At 22.8% G+C, this 25,649-nt stretch carries 29 protein-coding genes, 2 tRNA genes and 1 riboswitch; of the genes, 10 read left to right on the forward strand and 21 right to left on the reverse strand.

From position 1 onward, the window contains the following. Positions 1-9: 9 nt before the first annotated feature. Both ABWV63_RS06855 and secDF read right to left on the reverse strand, forming a co-directional pair. Positions 10-528, reverse strand: a complete 519-nt coding sequence (locus ABWV63_RS06855; RefSeq protein WP_353305739.1) for an adenine phosphoribosyltransferase — start codon at positions 526-528, stop codon at positions 10-12. Between the two features lie 9 nt (positions 529-537). Beyond that, positions 538-3,894: a protein translocase subunit SecDF gene (secDF, locus tag ABWV63_RS06860; protein ID WP_353305740.1), complete on the reverse strand. Its 3,357-nt coding sequence runs from the start codon at positions 3,892-3,894 to the stop codon at positions 538-540. Positions 3,895-4,293: 399 nt separating this feature from the next. Here secDF and ABWV63_RS06865 point away from each other — a divergent pair, with 399 nt between their 5' ends. The 5 genes from ABWV63_RS06865 (at position 4,294) to ABWV63_RS06885 (ending at position 5,753) form a co-directional block, all read left to right on the forward strand. Then, the gene (locus ABWV63_RS06865) at positions 4,294-4,680 is read left to right on the forward strand and encodes an IS630 transposase-related protein (protein ID WP_353305741.1); all 387 of its coding nucleotides are present in this window, start codon (positions 4,294-4,296) and stop codon (positions 4,678-4,680) included. Between the two features lie 12 nt (positions 4,681-4,692). Further along, positions 4,693-4,821 (forward strand): hypothetical protein, encoded by a 129-nt coding sequence (locus ABWV63_RS06870; protein ID WP_353305742.1) that lies wholly within the window; start codon positions 4,693-4,695, stop codon positions 4,819-4,821. A gap of 82 nt (positions 4,822-4,903) precedes the next feature. Beyond that, positions 4,904-5,077: a hypothetical protein gene (locus tag ABWV63_RS06875; RefSeq protein WP_353305528.1), complete on the forward strand. Its 174-nt coding sequence runs from the start codon at positions 4,904-4,906 to the stop codon at positions 5,075-5,077. After that, positions 5,062-5,445 (forward strand): transposase family protein, encoded by a 384-nt coding sequence (locus tag ABWV63_RS06880; RefSeq protein ID WP_353305743.1) that lies wholly within the window; start codon positions 5,062-5,064, stop codon positions 5,443-5,445. The genes ABWV63_RS06875 and ABWV63_RS06880 overlap by 16 nt, the downstream gene beginning before the upstream one ends. Beyond that, the gene (locus tag ABWV63_RS06885) at positions 5,343-5,753 is read left to right on the forward strand and encodes a transposase family protein (protein WP_353305744.1); all 411 of its coding nucleotides are present in this window, start codon (positions 5,343-5,345) and stop codon (positions 5,751-5,753) included. The genes ABWV63_RS06880 and ABWV63_RS06885 overlap by 103 nt, the downstream gene beginning before the upstream one ends. A gap of 160 nt (positions 5,754-5,913) precedes the next feature. Here the strand turns inward: ABWV63_RS06885 and ABWV63_RS06890 are convergent, their stop codons facing one another. Further along, positions 5,914-6,336, reverse strand: coding sequence for a transposase family protein (locus tag ABWV63_RS06890; protein WP_353305745.1), 423 nt, complete (start codon positions 6,334-6,336; stop codon positions 5,914-5,916). A gap of 91 nt (positions 6,337-6,427) precedes the next feature. Here ABWV63_RS06890 and ABWV63_RS06895 point away from each other — a divergent pair, with 91 nt between their 5' ends. Further along, a complete protein-coding gene (locus ABWV63_RS06895; RefSeq protein ID WP_353305746.1) occupies positions 6,428-6,811 on the forward strand; it encodes a transposase in 384 nt (127 codons plus the stop codon). A 57-nt stretch (positions 6,812-6,868) separates the two neighbouring features. Further along, positions 6,869-7,579, forward strand: a complete 711-nt coding sequence (locus ABWV63_RS06900) for an IS256 family transposase (protein ID WP_353307212.1) — start codon at positions 6,869-6,871, stop codon at positions 7,577-7,579. 158 nt (positions 7,580-7,737) lie between these two features. Here the strand turns inward: ABWV63_RS06900 and ABWV63_RS06905 are convergent, their stop codons facing one another. Beyond that, a complete protein-coding gene (locus ABWV63_RS06905) occupies positions 7,738-7,863 on the reverse strand; it encodes a hypothetical protein (protein ID WP_353305747.1) in 126 nt (41 codons plus the stop codon). 627 nt (positions 7,864-8,490) lie between these two features. On the opposite strand from ABWV63_RS06905, the gene ABWV63_RS06910 reads away from it, so the two are divergent. Further along, positions 8,491-9,372, forward strand: coding sequence for a DegV family protein (locus ABWV63_RS06910; protein WP_353305748.1), 882 nt, complete (start codon positions 8,491-8,493; stop codon positions 9,370-9,372). A 50-nt stretch (positions 9,373-9,422) separates the two neighbouring features. On the opposite strand, the gene ABWV63_RS06915 is transcribed toward ABWV63_RS06910, so the two are convergent. The 16 genes from ABWV63_RS06915 to nrdF form a co-directional block, all read right to left on the reverse strand. Beyond that, a tRNA-Trp gene (locus tag ABWV63_RS06915) sits at positions 9,423-9,497 on the reverse strand. Positions 9,498-9,556: 59 nt separating this feature from the next. Next, complete coding sequence (locus ABWV63_RS06920; RefSeq protein WP_252319930.1) at positions 9,557-10,018, reverse strand: transcriptional repressor; 462 nt, start codon at positions 10,016-10,018, stop codon at positions 9,557-9,559. Positions 10,019-10,043: 25 nt separating this feature from the next. Then, on the reverse strand, positions 10,044-10,298 hold the full coding sequence (locus tag ABWV63_RS06925) for a phosphopantetheine-binding protein (RefSeq protein WP_281748951.1): 255 nt from the start codon (positions 10,296-10,298) through the stop codon (positions 10,044-10,046). Positions 10,299-10,532: 234 nt separating this feature from the next. Then, the gene (locus ABWV63_RS06930) at positions 10,533-10,718 is read right to left on the reverse strand and encodes a hypothetical protein (protein WP_353305749.1); all 186 of its coding nucleotides are present in this window, start codon (positions 10,716-10,718) and stop codon (positions 10,533-10,535) included. 470 nt (positions 10,719-11,188) lie between these two features. Continuing rightward, the gene (locus tag ABWV63_RS06935; RefSeq protein WP_353305750.1) at positions 11,189-11,371 is read right to left on the reverse strand and encodes a hypothetical protein; all 183 of its coding nucleotides are present in this window, start codon (positions 11,369-11,371) and stop codon (positions 11,189-11,191) included. A gap of 287 nt (positions 11,372-11,658) precedes the next feature. Further along, the gene (locus ABWV63_RS06940; protein ID WP_353305751.1) at positions 11,659-11,973 is read right to left on the reverse strand and encodes a transposase family protein; all 315 of its coding nucleotides are present in this window, start codon (positions 11,971-11,973) and stop codon (positions 11,659-11,661) included. 23 nt (positions 11,974-11,996) lie between these two features. Then, on the reverse strand, positions 11,997-12,419 hold the full coding sequence (locus ABWV63_RS06945; RefSeq protein WP_353305752.1) for a transposase family protein: 423 nt from the start codon (positions 12,417-12,419) through the stop codon (positions 11,997-11,999). 527 nt (positions 12,420-12,946) lie between these two features. Further along, positions 12,947-13,378, reverse strand: a complete 432-nt coding sequence (locus tag ABWV63_RS06950) for a hypothetical protein (protein ID WP_353305753.1) — start codon at positions 13,376-13,378, stop codon at positions 12,947-12,949. A gap of 37 nt (positions 13,379-13,415) precedes the next feature. Continuing rightward, entirely contained in the window at positions 13,416-13,745 is a 330-nt protein-coding gene (locus ABWV63_RS06955; RefSeq protein WP_353305754.1) for a hypothetical protein, read from the reverse strand. A 73-nt stretch (positions 13,746-13,818) separates the two neighbouring features. Then, a complete protein-coding gene (gene proS / locus ABWV63_RS06960; RefSeq protein WP_353305755.1) occupies positions 13,819-15,270 on the reverse strand; it encodes a proline--tRNA ligase in 1,452 nt (483 codons plus the stop codon). Between the two features lie 6 nt (positions 15,271-15,276). Continuing rightward, the gene (locus tag ABWV63_RS06965; RefSeq protein WP_353305756.1) at positions 15,277-17,058 is read right to left on the reverse strand and encodes a hypothetical protein; all 1,782 of its coding nucleotides are present in this window, start codon (positions 17,056-17,058) and stop codon (positions 15,277-15,279) included. A gap of 14 nt (positions 17,059-17,072) precedes the next feature. Then, complete coding sequence (locus ABWV63_RS06970; protein WP_353305757.1) at positions 17,073-17,774, reverse strand: acetyltransferase; 702 nt, start codon at positions 17,772-17,774, stop codon at positions 17,073-17,075. A 50-nt stretch (positions 17,775-17,824) separates the two neighbouring features. Beyond that, complete coding sequence (gene cls, locus ABWV63_RS06975; RefSeq protein ID WP_353305758.1) at positions 17,825-19,348, reverse strand: cardiolipin synthase; 1,524 nt, start codon at positions 19,346-19,348, stop codon at positions 17,825-17,827. 100 nt (positions 19,349-19,448) lie between these two features. Continuing rightward, positions 19,449-19,539, reverse strand: a tRNA-Ser gene (locus ABWV63_RS06980). Between the two features lie 203 nt (positions 19,540-19,742). Then, the gene (nrdE, locus tag ABWV63_RS06985; protein WP_353305759.1) at positions 19,743-22,349 is read right to left on the reverse strand and encodes a class 1b ribonucleoside-diphosphate reductase subunit alpha; all 2,607 of its coding nucleotides are present in this window, start codon (positions 22,347-22,349) and stop codon (positions 19,743-19,745) included. A 17-nt stretch (positions 22,350-22,366) separates the two neighbouring features. Then, positions 22,367-23,386: a class 1b ribonucleoside-diphosphate reductase subunit beta gene (nrdF, locus tag ABWV63_RS06990; protein ID WP_353305760.1), complete on the reverse strand. Its 1,020-nt coding sequence runs from the start codon at positions 23,384-23,386 to the stop codon at positions 22,367-22,369. Positions 23,387-23,542: 156 nt separating this feature from the next. Further along, a riboswitch (cobalamin riboswitch) is annotated at positions 23,543-23,726 on the reverse strand. A 233-nt stretch (positions 23,727-23,959) separates the two neighbouring features. Here nrdF and ABWV63_RS06995 point away from each other — a divergent pair. Together ABWV63_RS06995 and ABWV63_RS07000 are read left to right on the forward strand one after the other, a co-directional pair. Then, the gene (locus ABWV63_RS06995; protein WP_353305692.1) at positions 23,960-24,397 is read left to right on the forward strand and encodes a transposase family protein; all 438 of its coding nucleotides are present in this window, start codon (positions 23,960-23,962) and stop codon (positions 24,395-24,397) included. 7 nt (positions 24,398-24,404) lie between these two features. After that, positions 24,405-24,782: a transposase family protein gene (locus tag ABWV63_RS07000; protein ID WP_353305761.1), complete on the forward strand. Its 378-nt coding sequence runs from the start codon at positions 24,405-24,407 to the stop codon at positions 24,780-24,782. A 284-nt stretch (positions 24,783-25,066) separates the two neighbouring features. Here the strand turns inward: ABWV63_RS07000 and coaE are convergent, their stop codons facing one another. Beyond that, positions 25,067-25,645 carry a dephospho-CoA kinase gene (gene coaE / locus ABWV63_RS07005; protein ID WP_353305762.1) on the reverse strand — a complete coding sequence of 193 codons (579 nt, stop codon included), beginning with the start codon at positions 25,643-25,645 and terminating at the stop codon, positions 25,067-25,069. Between the last annotated feature and the right edge of the window lie 4 nt (positions 25,646-25,649).

Raw genomic sequence — 25,649 nt, forward strand, 5'->3', positions numbered from 1 at the left:
TACTACTTATTAAAACTTAATTATTTCTAACAGCGGAATATTATCAAAATGATGTTTATTAGCGAATTCAGAAAGTGAAATTAAAGTAGCAATGCCAACTGATTGAGCGTTACTTTGCTTTATTAAATTAAGACAAGCATTAATTGTTCCTGAAGTTGCAATCAAATCATCAATTATTACTACTTTATCTTTTGTCGAAAGTACATTTTGTTGCATTTCTAATATAGCAGTACCGTACTCTAAATAATAAGTTACTTTATAGGTTTTACCTGGTAATTTACCTTTTTTACGTGCAAGAACTAATTTAATACCCAACTTATATGCTATAGCAGCACCAAAAATAAATCCTCTTGCTTCAGGTGCTAAAATTGCTGTTGCTCCACATTTTTTAATAAAATCTACAAAATTAATAACACTTTGAAATGCTTCTGGATTACTTAATATTGGGTTAATATCTTTAAATTGGATACCTTTAATTGAAAAATCAGAAATATTAATAATATTTTTTTTTAATGATTCTTTTGTCATTGCAACCATCTATTCATTAATACCTTTAATAACATATTCATCTGCACCAATGAAATGTTTTTTAATTTTATTAATACGTTTTTTATATCTATAAACTCTTCATTTCTCAAAATAAGTTCAAATAAAAGGAGCAATAAAGTAAGATGATACTAAACTTACTATACAACCTATTAATAATGATAAACTAACTATTCAGAAACTAGGAATAATAAACATAACAATTACTGATGTTATTAATACTACACCATTAATAACTAATGTTCTTGGTAAGGCCTTTTGAACACTTTTATTTGAAATTTGAATTATTTCTTCTGCGCTAATAACTTGTGTTTGATTATTATTAATTTTAATTTCACGAATATTATCGAAAATTGACATAATACTAATTATTGTTAAAATCATTACTCCCAATAATATTCCAACAATTGAAGTAGAAATTACAATTTGGAAAATACTAATAATAGCAAGTGTCATTAGTAAACTAAAAATAATAGCTAAAATTAAAGGAATAACATAAGTCAATTGAAATCTAATAATAATATAAATTAAAATAACAATAAAAGATAAAGCAATTGAAATAATCATATTAACTAATAAATCTACACCTGACTTAGCAACAACTAGATCAATTTCTCCTCATTGTAAAATAGATTCTTGTTTTCAATTTCTAGTAATCTCTCCTAAAAAATTCTTAAACCTTTGCTGCATACTTTGATAATTTACTGTTGTTTGAACAATAATCTTAAACTGATATTGTTTTCCTTCACCACCAGCAATTAAGGAAAAATTAATATTTTTAAAATATTTACTAAATTGACTATTATTTTGAATTTCTTTATTAATAAAATCTTTTGCTAATTCTGCTTCTTTAATAATATTGTAACTAGAATCACTTGGATCTTGAGTAATTGTACCCATTCCAACAAAATCAGTTCGTTGATCAAAACCAGAACCAAAATTAGAACCGATTACACCATAAGTAATACCTGAAGCAAGAACAATAACAGCAGAGCTCGAAAGAATTCATTTTGTTAATTTATGAAAATAATTTCAGTTATTTATTTTAAGTTTTGAAAAAACATTTTTTAAATCAACTAATATAAAAATACCGCCAATAATACCTAATACAGCACCAAAGATAATTCCTAATATTGCTAAAGCGATTTTTTGATCAGTAGTCGCTTCACCTTTACTTACTTTTTTGTATAAAATAAAACCGGGTATTGTTCATAATAAAGGAATTATAAATATTGATTCTAAAATAAAAATAATAAATATTAATATACTTCCTGCTTTTAACATATTTTTTTCTCCTTCTTTAATTTTTAACGGTTTTAATGCATTAATTAAATCTTGTTTCAATTTATTAATTTCTTGTGAAAGATTTAAAATTAAATCTTTCACTTTTGACTTATAAAATGATCTTGATTTACTATGTTCTTTTTTTAATTTCTGCTTATCAACTTTAAATTTTTTAATTAATGCTTTAACTTTATTTTTATAATTAATTTGAAGCTGACATTTTTCTGAAATTAATTGTTTTTTTATTTTTTGATCATCAGTTTTAATATTATTTGTATCTATTGAATTATTTAAAAATATAGTGCTTTTTCTACTAATATTATTATTTCCTAAAAGTTGAGGTTTATTTTCTAACCAGTTATTTCGTAATAATGTTCATAACATTAATCTTAATAAGATAATTCCAAAAATAATTACACCAAAAGTAGCAATAGAAGTCATAATAATAAAACCTTTGATAGCACGAGTTCCAAATCAGAAAATAGTTAAATTAACAATTAAAATAATAGCGCTACAATCTAATGAAGAGGATAATGTTTTCTTATTTGCTGATTTAAAAGCGCTAATCAAAGTTTTACCTTGCATATATTCATTTTTAAAACGTTCCAACAAACTAATAATCGTATCTAATAATAATGCAAAACCAATAATTAAAGCAATTACGCATTCAGGAGCAATTATACCATTAATGAAAACAAAACTAACAACAGTAAATAATAAAAATAATGATATTATAATTAGAACAATAATTCCCAACATACGATAATAAAACAGAAAAATAGTCATAAGAGCAAAGGTAACTAATATAATAATAACAACTGCAATTTTTAAAGATGTTGCACCTAGCGTTGGACTAACATTAGCATAAGATAACATAGTAAAATTATTTTTTGACAATCCTGATGTTAAAACACTTTTCATTTGTTCAACTGTTTCGAGATTAAAAGTGTCTGAATTAATTGAAATACTATTGCTAGTTACTTTAACTTCACCAACTCAATATGGAATATAACGATAATCAATAACATCTTCATGCAAAATATCTGAAACATCTGGTAAACGTAGTAAATCTTTAATATAAGGTAATCATGAATTCATAGGCGAACCAACAATAGGAGAAGCAAAAGGATCAAAACGATTAGCAGGATCATATGTATTTTTTTCATCATTAGTATCAACAGAAAGACTATGAACTGAACCTAAATTATCAGAATAAATTCAATTAATACCAAATTGACCATTTTGATTAGGATTTAATAGTCGTGCTAAAGTAGGGTCTTGTGCTTTAGCTCTAGCTAAAATATCAGTACCTTTACCAAGACCTGGTGTATTATTATCTAATAATGATGTTAATGATGCTTTAATCTTACCATCAGTATCATTTTTAAGATTATCAATTATAAAAGAAAGGGAGCGAATACCCTCCATACTACTTCGAATATAATCTAATAACTGACCAATATCTGAATAAATATAAAATGTATTTTCTTTGGCAGAAGTAAGTTCTTTTAAAACTGAATCATTTTTAACATCAAAAACAAGTTCTGGGCGATGAGTAACAGAATTATTAACAGCTTTAATAGCAGAAAACACATCACTAGTTAATAATCTTTTATCTCTTTTTGTTCAAGTAGTATCTTTGTCATCTTTCTTTTCGGTTGCTAATAAGTCATTACCATCTTTATCAACAATATAAGAATAACCACGTCGTGATACACTATGAACAAAAGTAGAAATATCAAATCCCGCATCTTTACTCAACGCTAAATTATAATTATTATTATTACTGCTAGTAATACTTTCAATGTCAACGTTACTAGTACCTAAAGGGTCAACTCTGTCTTTTAATAAATTAATAACATCTTTTTGTTTACCTTTACCATCATATTGAACTTGTGTTTGATAACCACCAGCAAACTCAATACTTAATTTACTATTATTTTCAACATATTTAGCACTAAACACTACTGAAATTATTATTGTAGAAACAATAATTATTAAACTAAAAATTCTTAAAAAAAATCCAAGATTTTTATTTTTTCTTGTCTTAGAAGAAGTGTTCATATTTCTTCACTCCTAAATCAATTTATTTATATAAACATAGATTGTATATTATTTAAGCACTATATAAGAATACCAAAATTCGTTATAAATAACAATTGTTTTACAGTGATATCAAAAATAATTATTTTCTAAATAAAATTAGGCTTTTATCCCTTTATGTACTATTTTTAAATTTTATCACATAAATGGAAATAAAAGCCTATCTAGGAAATTATCCCCACATGTATCTAAATCAAACACAAAATTATAGTTTCAAAACTAGGTATCTTATTGAATTTATAGCTAACTAAAGTAATGTTCGCTCATAAATAATGTAAAATAATAATATGTAATTTAAACAGTTTTTGAATTTAAAAGTACAATTCAGCAATATTTAAAACAGATTAGTAATATTAAATTATGCCAAAACCATACAGTGAAGACTTACGAAGAAAAGTAATAGAAGCCTATGAAAGTAAAAACATGAAAATTAAAGAAATTTGTAAAGTGTTCAATATTACTAGAAAGACTTTTTTATTATGAAGAAAAAGAAAAAAAGAAACTGGGCATATAAAACCAATTTTGAATTATCAAAAAGGACATAGCCACAAAATAAAGGATTTAGATGAATTAAAAAATTATTTAGCGCAAAATAAAGATGTTACAGTTCAAAAAGTAATTGAAAAATTTGATGATATGACTAAAGAAACAGTTTATAACTATTTCAAAAAACTAAATTATACATATAAAAAAACTTTTCTATATGAACAAAGAGATAAAAATAAACAAGAATATTTTTTAAAATAAATAGCTAAAATAATGAATGAATATTTAGTATATATTGATGAATCTGGAATTGATGATAATGAATTTTATAAATATGGTTGATCTGAAAAAGGTAAAAGATTATTTGATAATAAATCCGTATATAAAAGACATATTCCGTAAATAAATTTTTTAAAAGTCAATTAATAATTTAAAATTTATTTTATAATTTCTTTATTAATAAATTAATAAGGTGTTGATAAAAATGAATTTTGAAAATTTAAAAAAATTAAAAAATGAACAATTTTATAGATATTTTGGTATAAAACGTTTTCATTTTGATGAAATGTTAACAAAATTAATTGAAATAGAAAATTTAAAAAAACTAAAGGTAGAAAATATAAACTTTCAGTTGAAGAAAGATTGATGATGACTTTAGTATACTGAAAAGAATATTATACTTTTTTCCAAATGAGTATTAAATATAAAATGAGTGCATCAAGTTGTTTTCGAAATATTACTTGAGTAGAAAATAAACTTAGTGATGACAAAGATTATCAGTTTTTAAAAACAAAATATAAATCAAAAATTGAGAAAAAACAAGAAGATTTAAATGAATTTCAATTTTATTTAATTGATTCAACTGAAATTGAAATTGAAAGACCAACTAAAAAAATACAGTTAGAATATTTTTCTGGTAAAAGTTGAATGTTTTCTATAAAATTTCAAATTATATATGACTTTTTAATAAAAAAATTGTTGATATTTTTGCTGATAATGGAAAAGTACATGATTTTCAAATATTAAAAAATTCAAATCTTGAATTTTCAGAAAAAACAATAATTATTGGTGATTTGGGATATCAAGGAATACAAAATATTTATAAAAATACTATATTACCAATTAAAAAAACTAAAAATAAAAAATTAACTAAACAAGAAAAAATCTACAATAAAATTATTTCAAAAATTAGAATTAAAGTTGAACATGTTTTTGCTTGATTAAAAAGATTCAAAATTTTAATAAATAAATGTAGAAAAAGTATATTTAGACTTATGTACTTAAGATTTAACTTACTTTGTGAAATTTTTAATAAAACAAAACCATTAAAATAAAAAAATATTAACTTCTATAATTATTAACACTAAAAAATTTATAAATATTATTATTGACAATTGATTAAATTTATTTACGGAATATGTCTATAGTTATTTTTGTAAGTTACACAGATTACTAAACATTACCAAAACATTCAACTTTTACCAGAAAAATATTCTAACTGTAGTTTTTTTTAGTTGGTCTTTCAATTTCAATTTCAGTTGAATCAATTAAATAAAATTGAAATTCATTTAAATCTTCTTGTTTTTTCTCAATTTTTGATTTATATTTTGTTTTTAAAAACTGATAATCTTTGTCATCATTAAGTTTATTTTCTAATCAAGTAATATTTCTAAAACAACTTGATGCACTCATTTTATATTTAATAATCATTTGGAAAAAAGTATAATATTCTTTTCAGTATACTAAAGTCATCATCAATCTTTCTTCAACTGAAATTTTATATTTTCTACCTTTAGTTTTTTTTAAATTTTCTATTTCAATTAATTTTGTTAACATTTCATCAAAATGAAAACGTTTTATACCAAAATATCTATAAAATTGTTCATTTTTTAATTTTTTTAAATTTTCAAAATTCATTTTTGTCAACACCTTATTAATTTATTAATAAAGAAATTATAAAATAAATTTTAAATTATTAATTGACTTTTAAAAAATTTATTTACGGAATATGTCTAAAATAAAAAGAATGAGTATAATTGGTTCACTAAATAAAGGTAAATTAAAAGCCCTATGAGCATTTGAAGGACATTGCAACAGTAAAATTTTTGAATCATATGTAAAAAATATACTAATTCCAGTATTAAAGTGTGGACAAATTATAGTTTTAGATAATGCAACGTTTCATAAATCTAAATTAACACAACAATTAATTGAAAATGCTGGATGCAAACTATTATTTCTTCCGCCATATTCTCCTAATTTAAATCCAATTGAACATTTTTGATTTGCTATAAAACATAATATAAGAAAAATATTACCAAATTATTGACCAAATATTAAAAAAGCGATTGATTTTGTTTTTCAATATATGAGCAAACATTACTTTAGTTAGCTATATCATGGCGCTGATATTAGTGAAAGTGTTATTAGTCAAATTACTGATGATGTTATTGATGATGTTAAAGCATGACAAAATCGGCCATTAGAAAGTGTTTATCCGATTGTTTATTTTGATTGTATAGTAGTTAAAGTACGACAAGATAAACGCATTATTAACAAATCAGTTTATATAGCACTAGGAGTTGATTTAGAAGGTAAAAAAGATGTTTTAGGCTTATGAATTAGTGAAAATGAATGTTCTAAGTTTTGATTATCTAATTTCACAGAAATGAAAAATCGAGGCTTAAATGATATTCTTATTGCTTGTAGTGACAATTTAACAGGAATGTCAGAAGCAATACAATTAGTTTATCCTAAAACCGAACATCAATTATGCATAGTTCATCAAATTAGAAATAGTTTAAAATGTGCTTCATACAAACATAGAAAACCACTAGTTACAGATTTAAAACCAATTTATAGTGCATGTAGTGAAGAACAAGCGATGCAAGCTTTAGAATCTTTTGAAAGTAAATGAAATAAACAATATCCTCAAATTGCTAAATCATGATATAAAAATTGAGATAATTTAATGGTTTTTATTAGTTATTATGCAGAAATCAAAAGAGTGATTTATACAACAAATGCTATTGAATCTGTTAATAGTCAATTACGAAAAGTTATTAGAAATAAAAAAGTTTTTCCAAATGATATGGCAGTTTTTAAAATATTTTACTTAGCAGTTGGAAAATATAACAAAAAAATGAACAATGCCCATTAAAAATTGAAATACAGCAATTGCTCATTTTATGATAAAATTTGAAGATAGAATTAATCTAAACTAGTAACTTTGTAAAAAGATACACAGATTTTTAAAAAGCTTCTTTAAAAATAGTACATAAAGGGATAAAAGCCCTCTTTTTTTGTAGAATTTACTCTTTAATCTTTTTCTTCTAATTCGTTTTCTATTTCGGTTTCTATTTTAGTTAAAGTACCACTTTCAGCAGGAACACCACTAGTTAATGCAGTTGATGCAATGATTGTTTTAATAATTTTCTTTTTCATAATATAACCCTCTCTTTAAATTTTTGATAGTGTAATCATTTTATATGATTTATGAAATAAAACAGATTTGATATAAAAATATCGGGGTTTTAGAAATTTAAAATATATTCTTTGATAATTAGAAAAAACACAACATATTGATTTATATCATTAATATTTTCATCAACATTTCAATATTGATTTGAGTTTTTAAGTAGTCATTCATTTATTTGGATTTTTTTATTTTTATTACTTAATGATTTTTATTTTTTAACTTTTTTAATAAATTTTTCTTGATTTTTAAAAAGTGATATGCTGATAGTTTTGGTTTAATATATTTTGTTAGATATTTAATTATTTTTTTCCGTCATTAATAATTTTTAATTTTGAAAAAATATTTAATTTATTAATAAAATCCTTTCATGTAAAAACTAGTGTTAATTATATAACAAATTGTTTTTAGAATACATTCAGTTTTTTTAAAATTAATGTTCTGGTAAAAAATCTAAGAAACAAGAATCAATAATTACAAAAACAACATATTAACTATTTTATATATCTTTCAACGATGAAAGTCCATTTTTAAGTAAAAAATATATGTTATAATTTAATAAATAAGTAAAAAATATTATAGTTAGGGTGATAAAATTGAAAAAAAAAATTGGTATTGTCGCTGATTCCTCTTCAGGATTTTCAATTAAAGATTTAAAAGAAATGAATATTGGATTTTGTCCATTATTAATCACTTTTAGTGATGATACAACTATTACTGATGACCATAACATTCTAAATGATGAAGAATTCTATAATAGAATAGTTCATGAAAAACAATCTGCCAAAACTTCGCAAACACCACTTGGTCAAATGAGTATAATTTGAGAAGATGCTTTAACTAAATTTGAAAAGATTATTTTTATTTCTTTATCAAAAGGGTTATCGGGCCAATATAACACTGCTACTATGTTATCAAAAGAATCTAATTTTAAAGATAAGGTTTTTGTTTTTGATAGTAATGGTGTTTCAGTTATTAACTGACTATTAGTTAAAAAAGCATATCAAATGTCACTTAACGAAAAAAATAATGTCAATGATATTATAGAAGCACTAAAATTAATAAGAGATAACTATATAGCATTTATTTTACCTTATGATTTAAATTATTTAGTTCGTGGTGGTAGAATTTCAAAAGCAGCAGCAGCCTTAGCTACTATGTTAAAAATAACTCCAATTTTATCTTTTGACGGAACCATTGATAAATTTGATAAAACAAGAACATGAGATAAAGCTATTAAAAATACTCTTAAAGAAATTAATAAAAATAAAAAAATAGAAAGTATTACTCTTTTTTACATTATTCATGCTTTTGCTGAGGCAAAAGAAATAGAAAAAGTTACAAAATTTGTTAAAGATTATGGCATTAAAAACGTCAAAACTATTAATTTAGCAAATGTAATTTGTGCTCATACAGGAATTGGAACCTTCAGTTTTGTTGCTTTTAATTTAGATAAAGATAAATTACCAAAATTATAATAATAAAAAATTCACTTTTATGAGAAACATTTAAAAGTGATTTTTAATAATGGCAGGGGTGGCAGGACTCGAACCCACAACACTCGGATCTGAAGGCCGATGTTCTACCATTGAACTACACCCCTAAAATATTTAATTTAAATAGTACATGTTCAATTTTACGCGAAAGAAGTTTTAAGTTCAATTAAAATTTCATTTTTTTTATTTTTAATTCACATTTATCACAAATTCCATGAATTTCTAACTTATAATGTGAAAAATAAAAATTATTTTTAGTTGCTAATTTTTCAAGTTTTTCTTCTTGTAATGGTGAAATTTGTTGTTTATCTTCGAAAGAGGCATGAATAATTTTATTACAAAAATTACAAATAATATGAACGGTATTTTCTGATAGTTCATAAATTATTTGTTTTCCTTCAAAAACATTAGCATGAATAATATGTTCTGTCATTAATAAATCAATAGTATTATAAATGCTCATAATATTAATATTGTCATTACCTTCTTTTGTTAAAAAACTAATAATATCATTAATACTAACATGTTGCTTAAGCGTTAATACTTTAATAACTGCTTTACGAACATCAGTTAAACGATAGTCTTTATCTTTCAACTTTTGGATAATATTTTCAAAATTTTTATTCATACTAATCTCCTGATAAAATATAATATTACTTTTTTTTATTTTCTGCTGATTCTAATCTCTCAATTTCATTTATTAAATCTTGAACTGTTTTTGTTTGTAAATCCAGTAATTTATTATCATCAATTTTTACATGATGCTCTTCTTCTAATTTAAGAACAATCATTACTAATCCAAGAGAGTCAATTTTTACATCTTTAAATTTAGTTTTCGGTGTAATTTTTTCTTTAATCTCTGGATAATCCTCTTTAACAATTTTATGAATTTCACTTAAAATATTCATAAATTCACTCCTAATTTAAATCGTTTTTATTAATAGTTATACTTATTATAACATAGAGCATTAAATTTTATTTGTTATTTTAAAATATCATTCTAAATAATCTAGTTTTAAATTAGTATTATATTCAAGTCATACAGCATTATTTAAAATATTAAAATGAAAAATAAAATTATTAATTTTTCATTGTGGAAATGTTTTAATAATTAGCTTTAAAAATATGTATTGAAATAAATGTTAATTAAATTGTATTTTATATATAATATGTGACTGATTTGCTAAGATAGTACTATTTTTATCTAAAATAATTGTAATACTTTCATTTAATTTTTTAATATCAATAGCTTCTTCAACTATCTCTGGATTTAAATTTTCTTTTTTATCATCTACGGTCTCCAATTCTACATCATATTCTTTTACCATTTCATTTAAATTTTTATTAGTTTAAAAATTTTTGATAATAAAAAATAACATAATACTTAATGTAATAGTGATAGTAATAATTAAAATGCTAATTTGTAACTTACGTATAAACATTTTATACCTTTATTTGACTATGAATTAAATACTTATAATCAATAAAACTAAAGTTATCACTACTATAAAATTTTAATATTTCATTGTAATTTCAACTAAAATTAGTAGTTGCCACTCAATTTTCACTATTATTTCTTATTAATTTTTTAATAAAAATAGAATGATATGGACCACCAATAATTGGCTCACTACTTTCTTAAATAAATTTTAAATTAATATCATATTTAAAAAAGTTTTGAAAATTAAATGGAATATTTATATTAAAGTGAAAATCTTCAAATCTTGATAAGTCAAATTGATTTTTTCCTATTTCATCATTCAATACTATTTTATTTACAATGCTATTATAAATAGTGTTATAAAATTCTAAATAATATTCATCAATTTTTTTTATTACGTAATAAAAAAGCTGGTATTTTATTATTTTGATAAAATTTTGATAGATTTTCATTAATATTTAATGATGTATTTTGTTGTAAATCAAAATTATTATTAAATATTAATATTTTACGTAATATTGTTTCTTTATCATTAGACATATTCCGTAAATAAATTTAATCAATTGTCAATAATAATATTTATAAATTTTTTAGTGTTAATAATTATAGAAGTTAATATTTTTAAAAAAATACTTTAAAAATAAATTTATATTCCAAACACAAAAATTGTTAATATTATTTTTATATTAACTTGATAAAAATTTAAATTTTTAAAAAAATATTTTTAATATTTTTTTATTTTAATGGTTTTGTTTTATTAAAAATTTCACAAAGTAAGTTAAATCTTAAGTACATAAGTCTAAATATACTTTTTCTACATTTATTTATTAAAATTTTGAATCTTTTAATCAAGCAAAAACATGTTCAACTTTAATTCTAATTTTTGAAATAATTTTATTGTAGATTTTTTCTTGTTTAGTTAATTTTTTATTTTTAGTTTTTTTAATTGGTAATATAGTATTTTTATAAATATTTTGTATTCCTTGATATCCCAAATCACCAATAATTATTGTTTTTTCTGAAAATTCAAGATTTGAATTTTTTAATATTTGAAAATCATGTACTTTTCCATTATCAGCAAAAATATCAACAATTTTTTTATTAAAAAAGTCATATATAATTTGAAATTTTATAGAAAACATTCAACTTTTACCAGAAAAATATTCTAACTGTAGTTTTTTTTAGTTGGTCTTTCAATTTCAATTTCAGTTGAATCAATTAAATAAAATTGAAATTCATTTAAATCTTCTTGTTTTTTATCAATTTTTGATTTTCATTTTGTTTTTAAAAACTGATAATCTTTGTCATCACTAAGTTTATTTTCTACTCAAGTAATATTTCGAAAACAACTTGATGCACTCATTTTATATTTAATACTCATTTGGAAAAAAGTATAATATTCTTTTCAGTATACTAAAGTCATCATCAATCTTTCTTCAACTGAAAGTTTATATTTTCTACCTTTAGTTTTTTTTAAATTTTCTATTTCAATTAATTTTGTTAACATTTCATCAAAATGAAAACGTTTTATACCAAAATATCTATAAAATTGTTCATTTTTTAATTTTTTTAAATTTTCAAAATTCATTTTTATCAACACCTTATTAATTTATTAATAAAGAAAATATAAAATAAATTTTAAATTATTAATTGAATTTTAAAAAATTTATTTACGGAATATGTCTATTATATCAATCTTTTACTTTTGGAAAATGCGATACTAGATAACGTTTTATTTTTATCGGCACTATATTTGCAGTATTAATATTATTACCAGAAAACTTAAAAACCTCATCTAATCTTGATTATCCACCAACTATCATGTTCTTCATAATCGTTTTAGAAAAAATATGATAAAATTTTTTATCAGAGAAATTTGTCGTTAAAATAATAGGATTTTTAATTTCTAAATTAAAATTTGTTGTAATAAACATTTTTGGTTTAATTTGTAATTGATACTGTGGATTACTATTAAAATAAAAACTAAGTGATCCATAATTATGTTTATTATTAATATGACGATTTTCCTTTAAATTACTAGGTTTTTTACAATTAAAACTATAATTTAAAATATTTACATTATCTTTTTTAATTGCTATTGCTGGTAAAATTATCTTATAAGTTTTCATAACCATATGCAAAAAAAGAAATATCAGCATATGGACCGAGTTTATTATTTTCAAGTAATTCTAAATATGAAGAAGTAAAAAATCATCACTTAATTGATTTAGATATCACAAGTTGGCCAATTGCTTGCTTAATATTACTATAATTCAAATCATATTGAAACGTTACATCGTCAAGTAATAATTCACTTGGTTCTTTGTTAATATCACAATCATAACTATATGCTTCTACAATTTGAAGTTCAATATAATAATAACTGCTTTTTTGCAAAGTTTGGATCGGAAAGCCAACCACTGTAAATCTTGGAATTAAAAATAATTCTTTTTCATAAATGGGGCTGTTTTTTACATCACTCGTTAAATTCATCTTTTGTTCTAAAAAACTACGCGAATTCAATAAATCAATGCTATTAATATTCATTTTATATCCTTAAATTAAATATAAGTATAAAAAACGCTTAATAGCCGTTTTTTCTAATTTTTCATATTCTTTGATATGATAATATTTTTTTTCATCAATTTTTATTTGATTTAACTAAGAACGTTCTAATAATATAACTATATTCATTTTTTGGTAATAATGCTAAAACTGTATCAACAATTTGCACATGTTTTTCATAATTTTTTAAATCCTTATTTATCACTATCTTATTAGCATAGTGAACAGTATCCTCTTTCAAAACATAATTTTCTTTAAAATTATTATTTGCTAATGTTAATTTCGCTTGTTCATATTTAACAAAAATAGCAGCAATTAGTTGCTTATCAGCACTTATCTGTTCTTTCATTATTATCACCTCAATAATAATTTAAAAACAAATAATTATTTTTCCTCTATTTTATTTCTATTTAACTTACTATTTAATATGATCTTGCAAAATAAGTTCAGACACTATTAGGAGTTTGACACTTAAAACAATTACTTGGTTTTTTATATGGTTCTAAAGGAATACAACGTGATGTTGTACCAGTTAAACTTTTAATTTCTTCTTCACACTTTATTTGATCACAAAAAGGTACAATAAAGAAACCTTTATGAATTTTAACTAATTTATGATATTCATTAAAATCTGTTAATTCTTTTAAACTTGTATTTATTTTTTTTTGTGAACTATTAAATAAAGATTTATTTAATTTATTTAATTGATTAATAATAGTTGTTACTAATAATTTTTCATTATTCATTTCAACATCAATAGTATCTAAATTATGACGTAAAATTAATTTAATTACTTGGTTTTTAATTTCTTGCTCACCAATTGCAATAGTAATTGGAATACCTTTAATTTGACTTTCAATTTTCTTATAAGAAAAACTTTTATTATCTTCATTTATTAATACTCGGAAATGAGAACTTAAAATTTTAAATATTCTTTCAACAGTTATTTTAAATTTATCACTTTTAGGTGATAAATTTAAAAGCATAATCTGATGCGGTGCAATTGTAGATGGCAATACTAAACCTAGATCATCGCTATGTGCCATAATTAAAGCGCCAATTAATCTTGTCGATACACCTCATGATGTTTGATATCCTAATTCTTGTTTATTGTCTTTATTGCTAAATTTAATATTAAATACCTTTGTGAACTCTTGGCCAAAATAATGACTAGTACCGGCTTGTAATGCTTGTCCATCTTGCATCATAGTTTCAATTGTATATGTCATTTTTGCCCCAGCAAAACGTTCGTGAATTGTTTTTGCGCCAACAATAACTTTAATTGCTAATTGTTTTTGAACAAAATCAGCATACAACTTAATCATTTTTAATGTAAAGTTTTTTGCTTCTTCATCGTTATTATGCATTGTATGTCCTTCTTGTCATAAAAATTCACTAGTTCTTAAGAATGGTTTTGTATTTTTTTCTCATCTAACAACATTACATCATTGATTATATAATAATGGTAATTGTTTATATGAACTAATTATTTTTGAAAAATGACGACAAAATAAAACTTCTGAAGTAGGACGAATAATTAGTTCTTCTGATAATTGATTATTTCCAACTTTAGTTACAGTTGCACATTCTGGTGCAAAACCATCAATATGATCTTTTTCAACTTGAAATGCTTTTTGACTAATTAAAAGTGGTAACATTACATTTTCAATATTTAAAATTTTAAATTTTTGATTTAATAAATGTTGAATATTTTCTCAAATTGCATATCCGCGAGGACGAAAAATAATGGTACCGGCTGCCGAACCATTTTCTGCACCATAATCACAAAGTTCTGCTTGCTTAATAACATCAGTATATCATTTGGCAAAATCAATCTCTCTTGCTGTAATATTTTTATTCTTTGCATTATTCATAATGATCTATTCACCTTTCGTTGATTGACTTTTATGTCATTTCCAATAATTTGGATAATTTAAAGCATCTAGCACTTTATTTGCTTGTTCTGATTCTAATACTTTTCCTAGTAAATAGTCAACCTTTAATCCTTTTAAAACAATAATTTCAGGAACATTAATAATACCACGAGCTAAAATATTTTTAATACCTAAAATTCTTAAATAATGCAAGCAAATAATAACATCAATATATTTACTAAAACTAAAAGTAACTTGTTCTAATAAATTAGAAGTTAAAACTACATAATCAGGCTTAAAATGATTAATTAATTTAAAATTATCAATATGACGTAAATCATGAGTAAAAGAAATTTTTATTTTATTACTACGAATAGTTTTAATAATTGAATCATACTTATTCCAACTATTAATTTCACCAATATCTTGAAAATCAAAAATTAAATCACAATTTTCAAAAAGATTTTTTCTCTTATTAACAAGAGCAATCAACTTTGTTAAAATAGTTTTATCTTGTAACTCAATTAAACTAACAGGAAGAATAAGGTTTTTTTCTTGTTTTAATTTCGCAAATTTTTCAAATGTTTGAATAAATAAAGGTTCATTTAGTTTTCATCACAATCCTGAATCTTGAATATTACGCATCAAAACAATAAACGAAACATAATAAGAGTTTTTAACAAAATTTCATCAAGCATAGTAACAATTTGGCTCATTTGAATTATCACTTTTATATACTGGTCTAATACTAACACTTAATAATTTTTCCATTTGCTCTGATTGTAGAAGTGAATAGTGATTATAATCAGGATAATTTAAAATATCATTTGTCTTCAATTTAATTTCAATTAAGTCTCTACTTTGTACTACTTCTAATTGATTCTTATCAATAATTTTATTATATAATATATAGACATTTGAAGCATCAGTTTTTACTGAAGCATAAACACATCATATTTGACTTTGAATCTGCAAATAACTACTTTTTTCTACTAAATTACGTTTAATATAACTATTTATTTTTTTTTGGAATCGATATAAATTTATTTTCTTATTTCTAGAATAAATTAAAAACTGACCATCATAATATTTACAAATAATAGTATTATCTAATCCTAAAGTTATTTTACTATAATATGAAATTAATAATTCCATTCGTTCAATATTATTAAGAGTTAAAATATTTTCTAATGCTAAATAATTTTTTATTTTTATTAAAATCATATATTCAAATTGACTATTTATTTTTTTATTATATTTTTTTTGACTAAAATTATCTAAAATAGTTTGCACAAAAAATGACTTTACCACTGTTAACTCATTTTGTTGTAAAATAATTGCTTGTGAAATAGCAAAACGATTATAACGAATATTACTTTGCATTTGACCATACAAAACTTTATTATTATCAAAATAATCAATTGATAAATCATAAACAATAACTTTACTTCCTAATTGAAAGGAAACCGAAAAATGACATGGCTCAAATGGAACTTTATTCACTAATAAATCTTGAATAAAAATTTCAATTTTTACTTTAGTTTTACGATTCATCATTGATTTAAATACAAACAATGAAATTCGTTTTTTACGATTTAAAACTTCTAAGCGTTCAGAAAAAGTAATAATTTCATTTTTTAAATCAATTTTCAATGGAACTAAACTTAACAAATCACCATGGATAACGTTATAATATTGATTATTACGATGATTTAAACGCATAAATAAAATAATTATTATTGTCATAAAAGGAATTAAAGCAATAATTACAATTGTAGATCAACGCATAATTTCACCTCCATTTAATCAGAACCTAAAGTAATATTACCATTATTTCCTTGGAAAAGTTTTAACTTTAGTCTTTGATTATCAATATATAATTTAGCTAAACGAAACATTTTGCGATCTTTAACCAAAATTCAATCAATAGCTTCAACAGGAATTGTTTCATATATTTGAACACGATTAGTATCAACATTTAAACCTCAATCTTTAACAGTGTTTTGAAATAATTTATGAATATCAACAGAAATAATAGTTATTTTATTAACATCAACATTTTGCTCTGCACATCACTTTCAAAAAAAATGACGTGTTGAATTACCTAACTCTAATTCTAAATAAGTAGTGTGTTCTAAATGAGTTCAAACAATATATTCTTGCTTTGGCAATAATTTAATTTGTGAAGAAGGTTTAATTCCTTGTTCTAATATTAATGTAATGTTACTAACATCAGTATAAAAAAATAAGTTAAAAATATTTTTATTTTCTAAATGTTTAATAATTTGAATAGTTGATCTTCTTCTAAAATTTAAAAAAATATTATTGCGCTTTTTATTATTCGTTAAGGTAGAAGATTTATTAGATTTTTTTTGTTTTTTAAACCTATTAAAAAAAGGAGTTTTTTTTTCATTGTCTTCTGATAATTTAGAAATATCCAAATTAGGTTGATTTTCATCGCTAAAATATTCTTTAATTTTTTTAATTCGTCGACTTCAACCCATAAATTATGACCACCTTATTATTAATATTTACCTAATTATACTAAATTTTTTTAAAATAATGGCGCTAAAATTCTAAGTAATAATAAAAATACACCCCGATAGGCAAAACTACGATGTAGTAGTGGATTACTAATAATTAAACTAGAATGAATAAAATCTTTTTCAAATGAAGCAGATAAATCACTATTTGTTTTACTATCATAAACAATTACTAAAGTTTGATGATCTGAATAAAGACTACGATAATCAAAATTAGTTGAACCAATAATAGTAATATCATCATCAAAAATACCAGACTTAGAATGGTTAAAAACATTATTATATTCATAAATTTTAACACCTGACTCAATCAATGAATCATAATAAGTTCTTGACATATCTAATGATAAAAATTTATCAGTAATTCCGGGTAATGATAATCTAACATCAACACCAGAATAAGCGCTATTACGCAATGCAGTAATTAAATCGCTAGTTGGAATTAAATAAGGAGTACTAATTCAAACTCGCTTTTTAGCATTACTAATAAATTTAATAAATAAATCTTTTTGAATTGTTTCTTTAGTAATCGGTCCATCATCAATTACTTGGACAATAATATTATTTTTAATTTTTATTTCAGATTTTTCAGCACTAATATCGATAATATTACCAGTAATAAAATGCCAATCTTGTCTAAATATTAAATCAATTGATTTAACAACTTCCCCGACAATTCTAATTTGGGTATCTCTTCAAAAGCCATACTTTGCAGAAAGATAAATATAGTTATCTGCTAAGTTAACTCCGCCAGCATAGCCAATATTCCCATCAATAATGATATCTTTACGATGATTACGAAAATTATAATTTCCTGTCATAAATGGTAATCTAACTGGTGAAAATTTATGAATAATAATTCCCATTTTTTTCATTTTTCATATTTTATATTTAGATAAACTAAAATATGAACCAACAGCATCATAAATCATATAAACTTTAACTCCTGCTTCAATCCTTGCTTTTAAAACATTAATAATTACTTCTAATAGTTCCCCTTCGCCAAGAATAAAATAATTAATAAAAATATAACTTTTTGCTTGTTTTAAATCTTCAATTAATTTAACAAATTTATTAGGACCATTATTTAAAATTTGAACATCATTATTATTATAAAATGGTCGATGAGAAATTCTTGTTGTATAGTTAAATAAAGATAAAGTATCATCACTCAAAGTTATTTTTTTTGATTCTAAAATTGAATTAGCAAAAGTTCAATCTTCTTGGGTATAAAAATAACTATTTGTTTTTAAATAAGCTTTTTGTTTTCGTCGATAACGATAAGGACGACCAAAAGTTCAATATAAAAAAATACCGATGATTGGCAAACATAAGGTAACCATAATTCATGATAGTTTTGCATCTTGCATACGATTGGTAATAAAAATAATAATACCGGTTAAAATAGTTAAAGTAATAATTATCATCAAAATAATTCATGAATATTTAATATAATTAAATATAACGAAAACTATTGTTGCAATCAAAGCAATATATAAGATTAATGATAAAAGTAAGTTTACTCGTTTACGCATGATTTCTCCTTAATATAAAGAGTTCTTTATTAAATTATATCTAATTATTAATAAATTTATTATTTAAAAGTAAAAAAAGCAATTAATGCTTTTTAAATAATGGCGGAATGGGAGAGATTCGAACTCTCGCGACAGTTTCCCGTCCTAACTGATTAGCAATCAGTCCTCTTAAGCCTCTTGAGTACCACTCCAAAGTTATAATAATAATTATTTTTTTTACAATTATTATTATAACTTTAATTTTAAAATTTACTATGTATTTTTTAATTTTTTTTAAAAATCCTATATTCCAAAATAAAATTTCACTATTTTTTAAATTAAATAAATAATATATTACTAAATTTGTTACAAATTTATTTATTACTTGAAACTACTATTCAATAATCTAATTAATTTATACAACACAAACATTGCATTGATAATTTTCACTATCCTCTAAAACCTCTTGACGAATACGAACATAATAAATTGATGAACAACCTTTTTTAAAGGCTCTAATATAAGCTTTATTTAAATCACGAGTTGTCGCTTTATCAGTAATAAATAAAGTTAAAGAAATTGCTTGATCAACGTGTTGTTGTGCTGCTGCTACAATATCAATAATTGGATTAGGTCCTAATTCATATCCACCTGCAGTGTAATATGCTAAATTATTATCATCAATCTTATAAGCAGGAACATAAACACGACCTAATTTCCCTTCTTTTCGTACCTCAACAGGAGCAACTACTGGTTGTAGACTTGGTGTACATGAAGATAAATAACTAATTGAACCAGTGGGTGCTACTGCCATTAAATGTGAATTAGCCAATCCCGTTTCTTTAATTTTTATTACTAATTCTTTTCATTGCTTCTGAGTTGGAATCATAATGTTATATTTTGCAAATAATTCTTGTATTTTTTTTGTTTCAGGAGTTCATTTATCTGACTGACATTTTATATATTTATCAAAATATGAACCATCAGCAAATTTTGAATTTTTAAATCCACTAAAACTTCCGAATTTTAATGCTAATTTATTTGAAGCACTAAAAGCATAATAAGCCATAACATAAAAGAAAATATTAGTAAAATCAATTGCTTCTTTTGAATCATAAAAAATATGATTTGTTGCTAAAAATCCATGTAAATTCATAGCGCCTAAACCCAAAGCATGATTTTTTTTATTTCCATATGCAACTGATGGAGCGCTAGAAAAATCACTACTTCTTGATACGTGGTCTAATGAATGAATTGCTTGAAAAATAACTTCACCAAATTCACTTCCACTTTCCATTACTTTTGCAATATTAATACTTCCTAAATTACAACTAATATCTTCACCAATTTCTTTAAAACTTAAATCACTATTAAATTCACTAGCTGTACTTACTTGAATAATTTCACTGCACAAATTACTCATAACAATTCTACCAGGATGAGCATTATTTTTGTTTACTGTATCATCAAATAATAAATAAGGATATCCACTTTCAAAATGTAATTCAGCAATCATTTGAAATAATTTGCGAGCACTAATAAAATTTTTACTAATATCAGGGTTTTTTAACATATTATAATACTCTTTAGTAATAGAAATATCTGTCATTGCTTTACCATAAACTTTTGCAATATCATAAGGACTAAAAAGTGCCATCTGTTCATTATTTTTTGCTAATTCAAAAGTAATATCAGGAATAACTACTCCTAAAGACATTGATTTAATACGAATTTTTTCATCTGCATTTTCACGCTTTGAATCTAAAAATAACATAATATCTGGATGATGAACATTTAAATAAACTGCCCCAGCGCCTTGTCTTTGACCTAGTTGATTAGCATATGAAAATGAATCTTCAAGAATTTTCATAACCGGGATAACCCCTGTTGCTTGATTTTTAATATTTTTAATTGGCGCTCCAAATTCTCTTAAATTTGTTAAACACAAAGCAACTCCACCACCACGTTTTGATAACTGTAATGAAGTGGTAATAGCGCGAGCAATTGATTCCATGTTATCTTCAATTCGTAAAAGATAACATGAAGTGTATTCGCCTCTTTGTTTTTTCCCTGCATTTAAAAATGTGGGAGTAGCTGGTTGAAATCTACCAGACATAATTTGTCTTAAAATTTTACTAGCATGTTCAATATTACCATCAGCAAAAAATAAACTATTCATAACAACTCTATCTTCATAATTTTCTAAATATTGTTTACCATTAAAACTTTTTAAAGCATAAGAATTATAAAATTTTAAAATACCCATAAAACTTGTAAACTGATAATTAAAACTGTATGCTTCATTTGTTAATCGTTCAATTTCCGTAATTGAATATTTATTAATTATTGTTTCATCATAATATTGATTTTTTACTAAATATTCTATTCTTTCTTTAACTGTTTTAAAAAGCAATAAATTTAGTTTAATATGATTTTTCATATAAGATTGTGCTGCTTGCAAATCAAATTGTGCATTATTAGTAGTTTTTGCTCTAGCATTTAAAGTAACATATTCATCACTTTCTAAAGTTCCAGATAAAGTATTTATTTCATTAGTATTTTTTTTATCTTTATCTCAAAAATCTACTAATATATTTTTTATTGTTGATACATCATTATGAGTTCCTAATAATTCAAATTGAAATAATAGTGGGACATTTAATTTTTTTGAAAGAATTGGCCCAGCAATTGCAAAAGTATCGCCAAAATTAGTATTCCCCGACGCAATAACACCACGACAAAAATTACGATTTTGCTTATTATTTAAAAATTTAATTACCTGTTTAGGAACCGCCCCTTCTTTAATATCACCACCCCCACTATATGTTGGTGTTATTAACACATAATCTTTATCAACTAAAATTTCCTCTTGTAAATCGTGAGGAATTCTTGAATTTAAAACCTCTAATTTTTGAATAAAACGATGAGTATTATTTGACAAAGAAGAAAAATAAACAACATGAATTTTTCCTTCTGGCTTTAATATTTTTTGGTTTGAAACTTTTACAACATCATTATGCATTTTTTTCTCCTTTAAAATTAAAATTCTCAATCTTCATCTTGCGTTTCTACAGTAATGCCCATTACATAAGATGAACCATTACCTGAAAAGAAATCGTGATTTTCATCAGCTCGAGCTGATAATTGATTAAAAATTTCCGGTTTAATTCTTGTTTGTTCTTCACTAAAAGGTGAATCATATCCTAAATTTTGTAAAAACTTACCAGCATTATATAAACTAAACTTAATAGCGTCTTCAGCTAAATTAAATTCTTGATATAATTCTGTCAAATATTCCTTTTCTAAATCAATTAATTTAAACAATAAATCAAATACAAATTTTTTCATTTCTTCTTGTTTTTCTTTTGGTAATTTTTCAACTTTTCTTTGATATTTATAGCCACTATAATAATTATGAATAACTTTATCACGTAAAATTAATCTAATAATATCTGAAGTATTAGGTAATTTACTACGAGCAGATAAATAAAATGGTAAATAAAAACCACCATATAATAAAAAACCTGGCATTAAAGCGGCAGCTACTTTCGATTTTAAAGGATCATCACTTGTATAATAAGGAATTAGTGCACGTGCTCTGGCTTGTAAACTTTCATTATTAATTACTCACTCATGAGCAGATTCAATCTGCTTACTAGAACATAAAGTTGAAAAAATTGTTCCGTATGATCGAGCATGAACTGCTACCATAAAAGCAAAATTTGTATAAATAACTTGTTCATGATCAGTTAAAGAATTAGGTATTTGTGCAATATCACCAACCGTTGCTTGAATTGTATCTAATAAAGTTAAACCTGTAAATGTTCTTGTTATTAACTCTTGTCATTTTGGATTTAATGTTTTTCAAGAAGTCAAGTCATTAGAAACAGGAATTTTTTCTGGTAACCAAAAATTTTGAGTAATACGATTTCAAACCTCTAAATCTTTTTCATCATTGATTACATTTCAATTTACAGATCGCATTTTTCCATTAAAATTTTTCATAATATACTCTAATGGTGACTGTGATTGTTGAAAATATTTGTTATCTTTTGCCATTTATTATTACCTCTCTACTTAATTACACAACTAAAAACATCCCCTATATTATATAAAGGATGTTGTCATTATTAAAAATTACTTTATTAAAATTACAAATATTAAAAAATAAAAGTAATTATTAAAAATAATCATTAATTCACACCCAGGAATATAATATCACTTAAAAAATTAGACCGGTCTACTGGCTTAGCTTCATTTTACTTGTTACCCTTCTCAAAGTTTTATCTTCAATGGTTTTGTAACGTTCATCAACATCACAGTTGCTGGGGCAGCAAAGAATTCTCATCTTTTTCCCGAACATCTAAAGTTCCTTGTTATTTAGTTGTATAAATATTCTACTACAAGAAAAACAATTTTGGTAATTTATAAAAACATTACTATGTATTTTTTTAACCTCAACTATTTTAAAATTATTCTTAATTTTTTTATTATGAAAATTTTCATTTTAATATACAAAAATAATTTAATATATTAGACATATTCCGTAAATAAATTTTTTAAAAGTCAATTAATAATTTAAAATTTATTTTATAATTTCTTTATTAATAAATTAATAAGGTGTTGATAAAAATGAATTTTGAAAATTTAAAAAAATTAAAAAATGAACAATTTTATAGATATTTTGGTATAAAACGTTTTCATTTTGATGAAATGTTAACAAAATTAATTGAAATAGAAAATTTAAAAAAAACTAAAGGTAGAAAATATAAACTTTCAGTTGAAGAAAGATTGATGATGACTTTAGTATACTGAAAAGAATATTATACTTTTTTCCAAATGAGTATTAAATATAAAATGAGTGCATCAAGTTGTTTTCGAAATATTACTTGAGTAGAAAATAAACTTAGTGATGACAAAGATTATCAGTTTTTAAAAACAAAATATAAATCAAAAATTGAGAAAAAACAAGAAGATTTAAATGAATTTCAATTTTATTTAATTGATTCAACTGAAATTGAAATTGAAAGACCAACTAAAAAAACTACAGTTAGAATATTTTTCTGGTAAAAGTTGAATGTTTTCTATAAAATTTCAAATTATATATGACTTTTTTAATAAAAAAATTGTTGATATTTTTGCTGATAATGGAAAAGTACATGATTTTCAAATATTAAAAAATTCAAATCTTGAATTTTCAGAAAAAACAATAATTATTGGTGATTTGGGATATCAAGGAATACAAAATATTTATAAAAATACTATATTACCAATTAAAAAAACTAAAAATAAAAAATTAACTAAACAAGAAAAAATCTACAATAAAATTATTTCAAAAATTAGAATTAAAGTTGAACATGTTTTTGCTTGATTAAAAAGATTCAAAATTTTAATAAATAAATGTAGAAAAAGTATATTTAGACTTATGTACTTAAGATTTAACTTACTTTGTTAAATTTTTAATAAAACAAAACCATTAAAATAAAAAAATATTTTTAATATTTTTTTAAAAATTTAAATTTTTATCAAGTTAATATAAAAATAATATTAACAATTTTTGTGTTTGAAATATAAATTTATTTTTAAAGTATTTTTTTAAAAATATTAACTTCTATAATTATTAACACTAAAAAATTTATAAATATTATTATTGACAATTGATTAAATTTATTTACGGAATATGTCTATTTTACTATTGTTTTTTAAAGTAAAAAGACATTAATCTTTATACTTTATTTGTTAATAACTTTTTTCAACTTTTTGTAATTGTTTAATAAAATCATTAATAGTACCGTTATTTTTAATAATAAAATCAATATCTTTATTTCAAATTAAATATTTTTTTTGTTGATTTAATAGTGAAATAACTTGTAAATCATTAACATTATCACGTTCTTTTATTCGTTGGATTTTTTTATCTTCCTCAGCCTCAATTAAAATAATTTTATCAACTAATAAATTTAAATTTGTATTAAATAATACTGCACAATCAATAACAATTAATTCTTGGTGTATTTTATTATGAATAATATCTTCTTCAACGATTTTTACCATTTTTGGTCAAATAATATTTTCTAATTTACGTAAAATGTGAGGGTGTTGAAACGCTTCATACCGTAATTTTATTTTATTAATTGTTTTATCACTATTAATAAAAGTATTACCGAATTCATTAATTAATGCTTTTTTTGTTTCTTTTAGTGTATAAATATGTTTAACAACTTTATCAGCAAAAATAACATACGCACCTTTATTTTGAAAAAAATTTGTAGCGGTTGTCTTGCCTACTCCCGCTTCACCAATAATACCAATAATCATGAGT

This window comes from Spiroplasma ixodetis (assembly GCF_040369795.1).
GTDB classification, from domain to species: Bacteria; Bacillota_I; Bacilli_A; order Mycoplasmatales; family VBWQ01; genus Spiroplasma_E; species Spiroplasma_E ixodetis_B.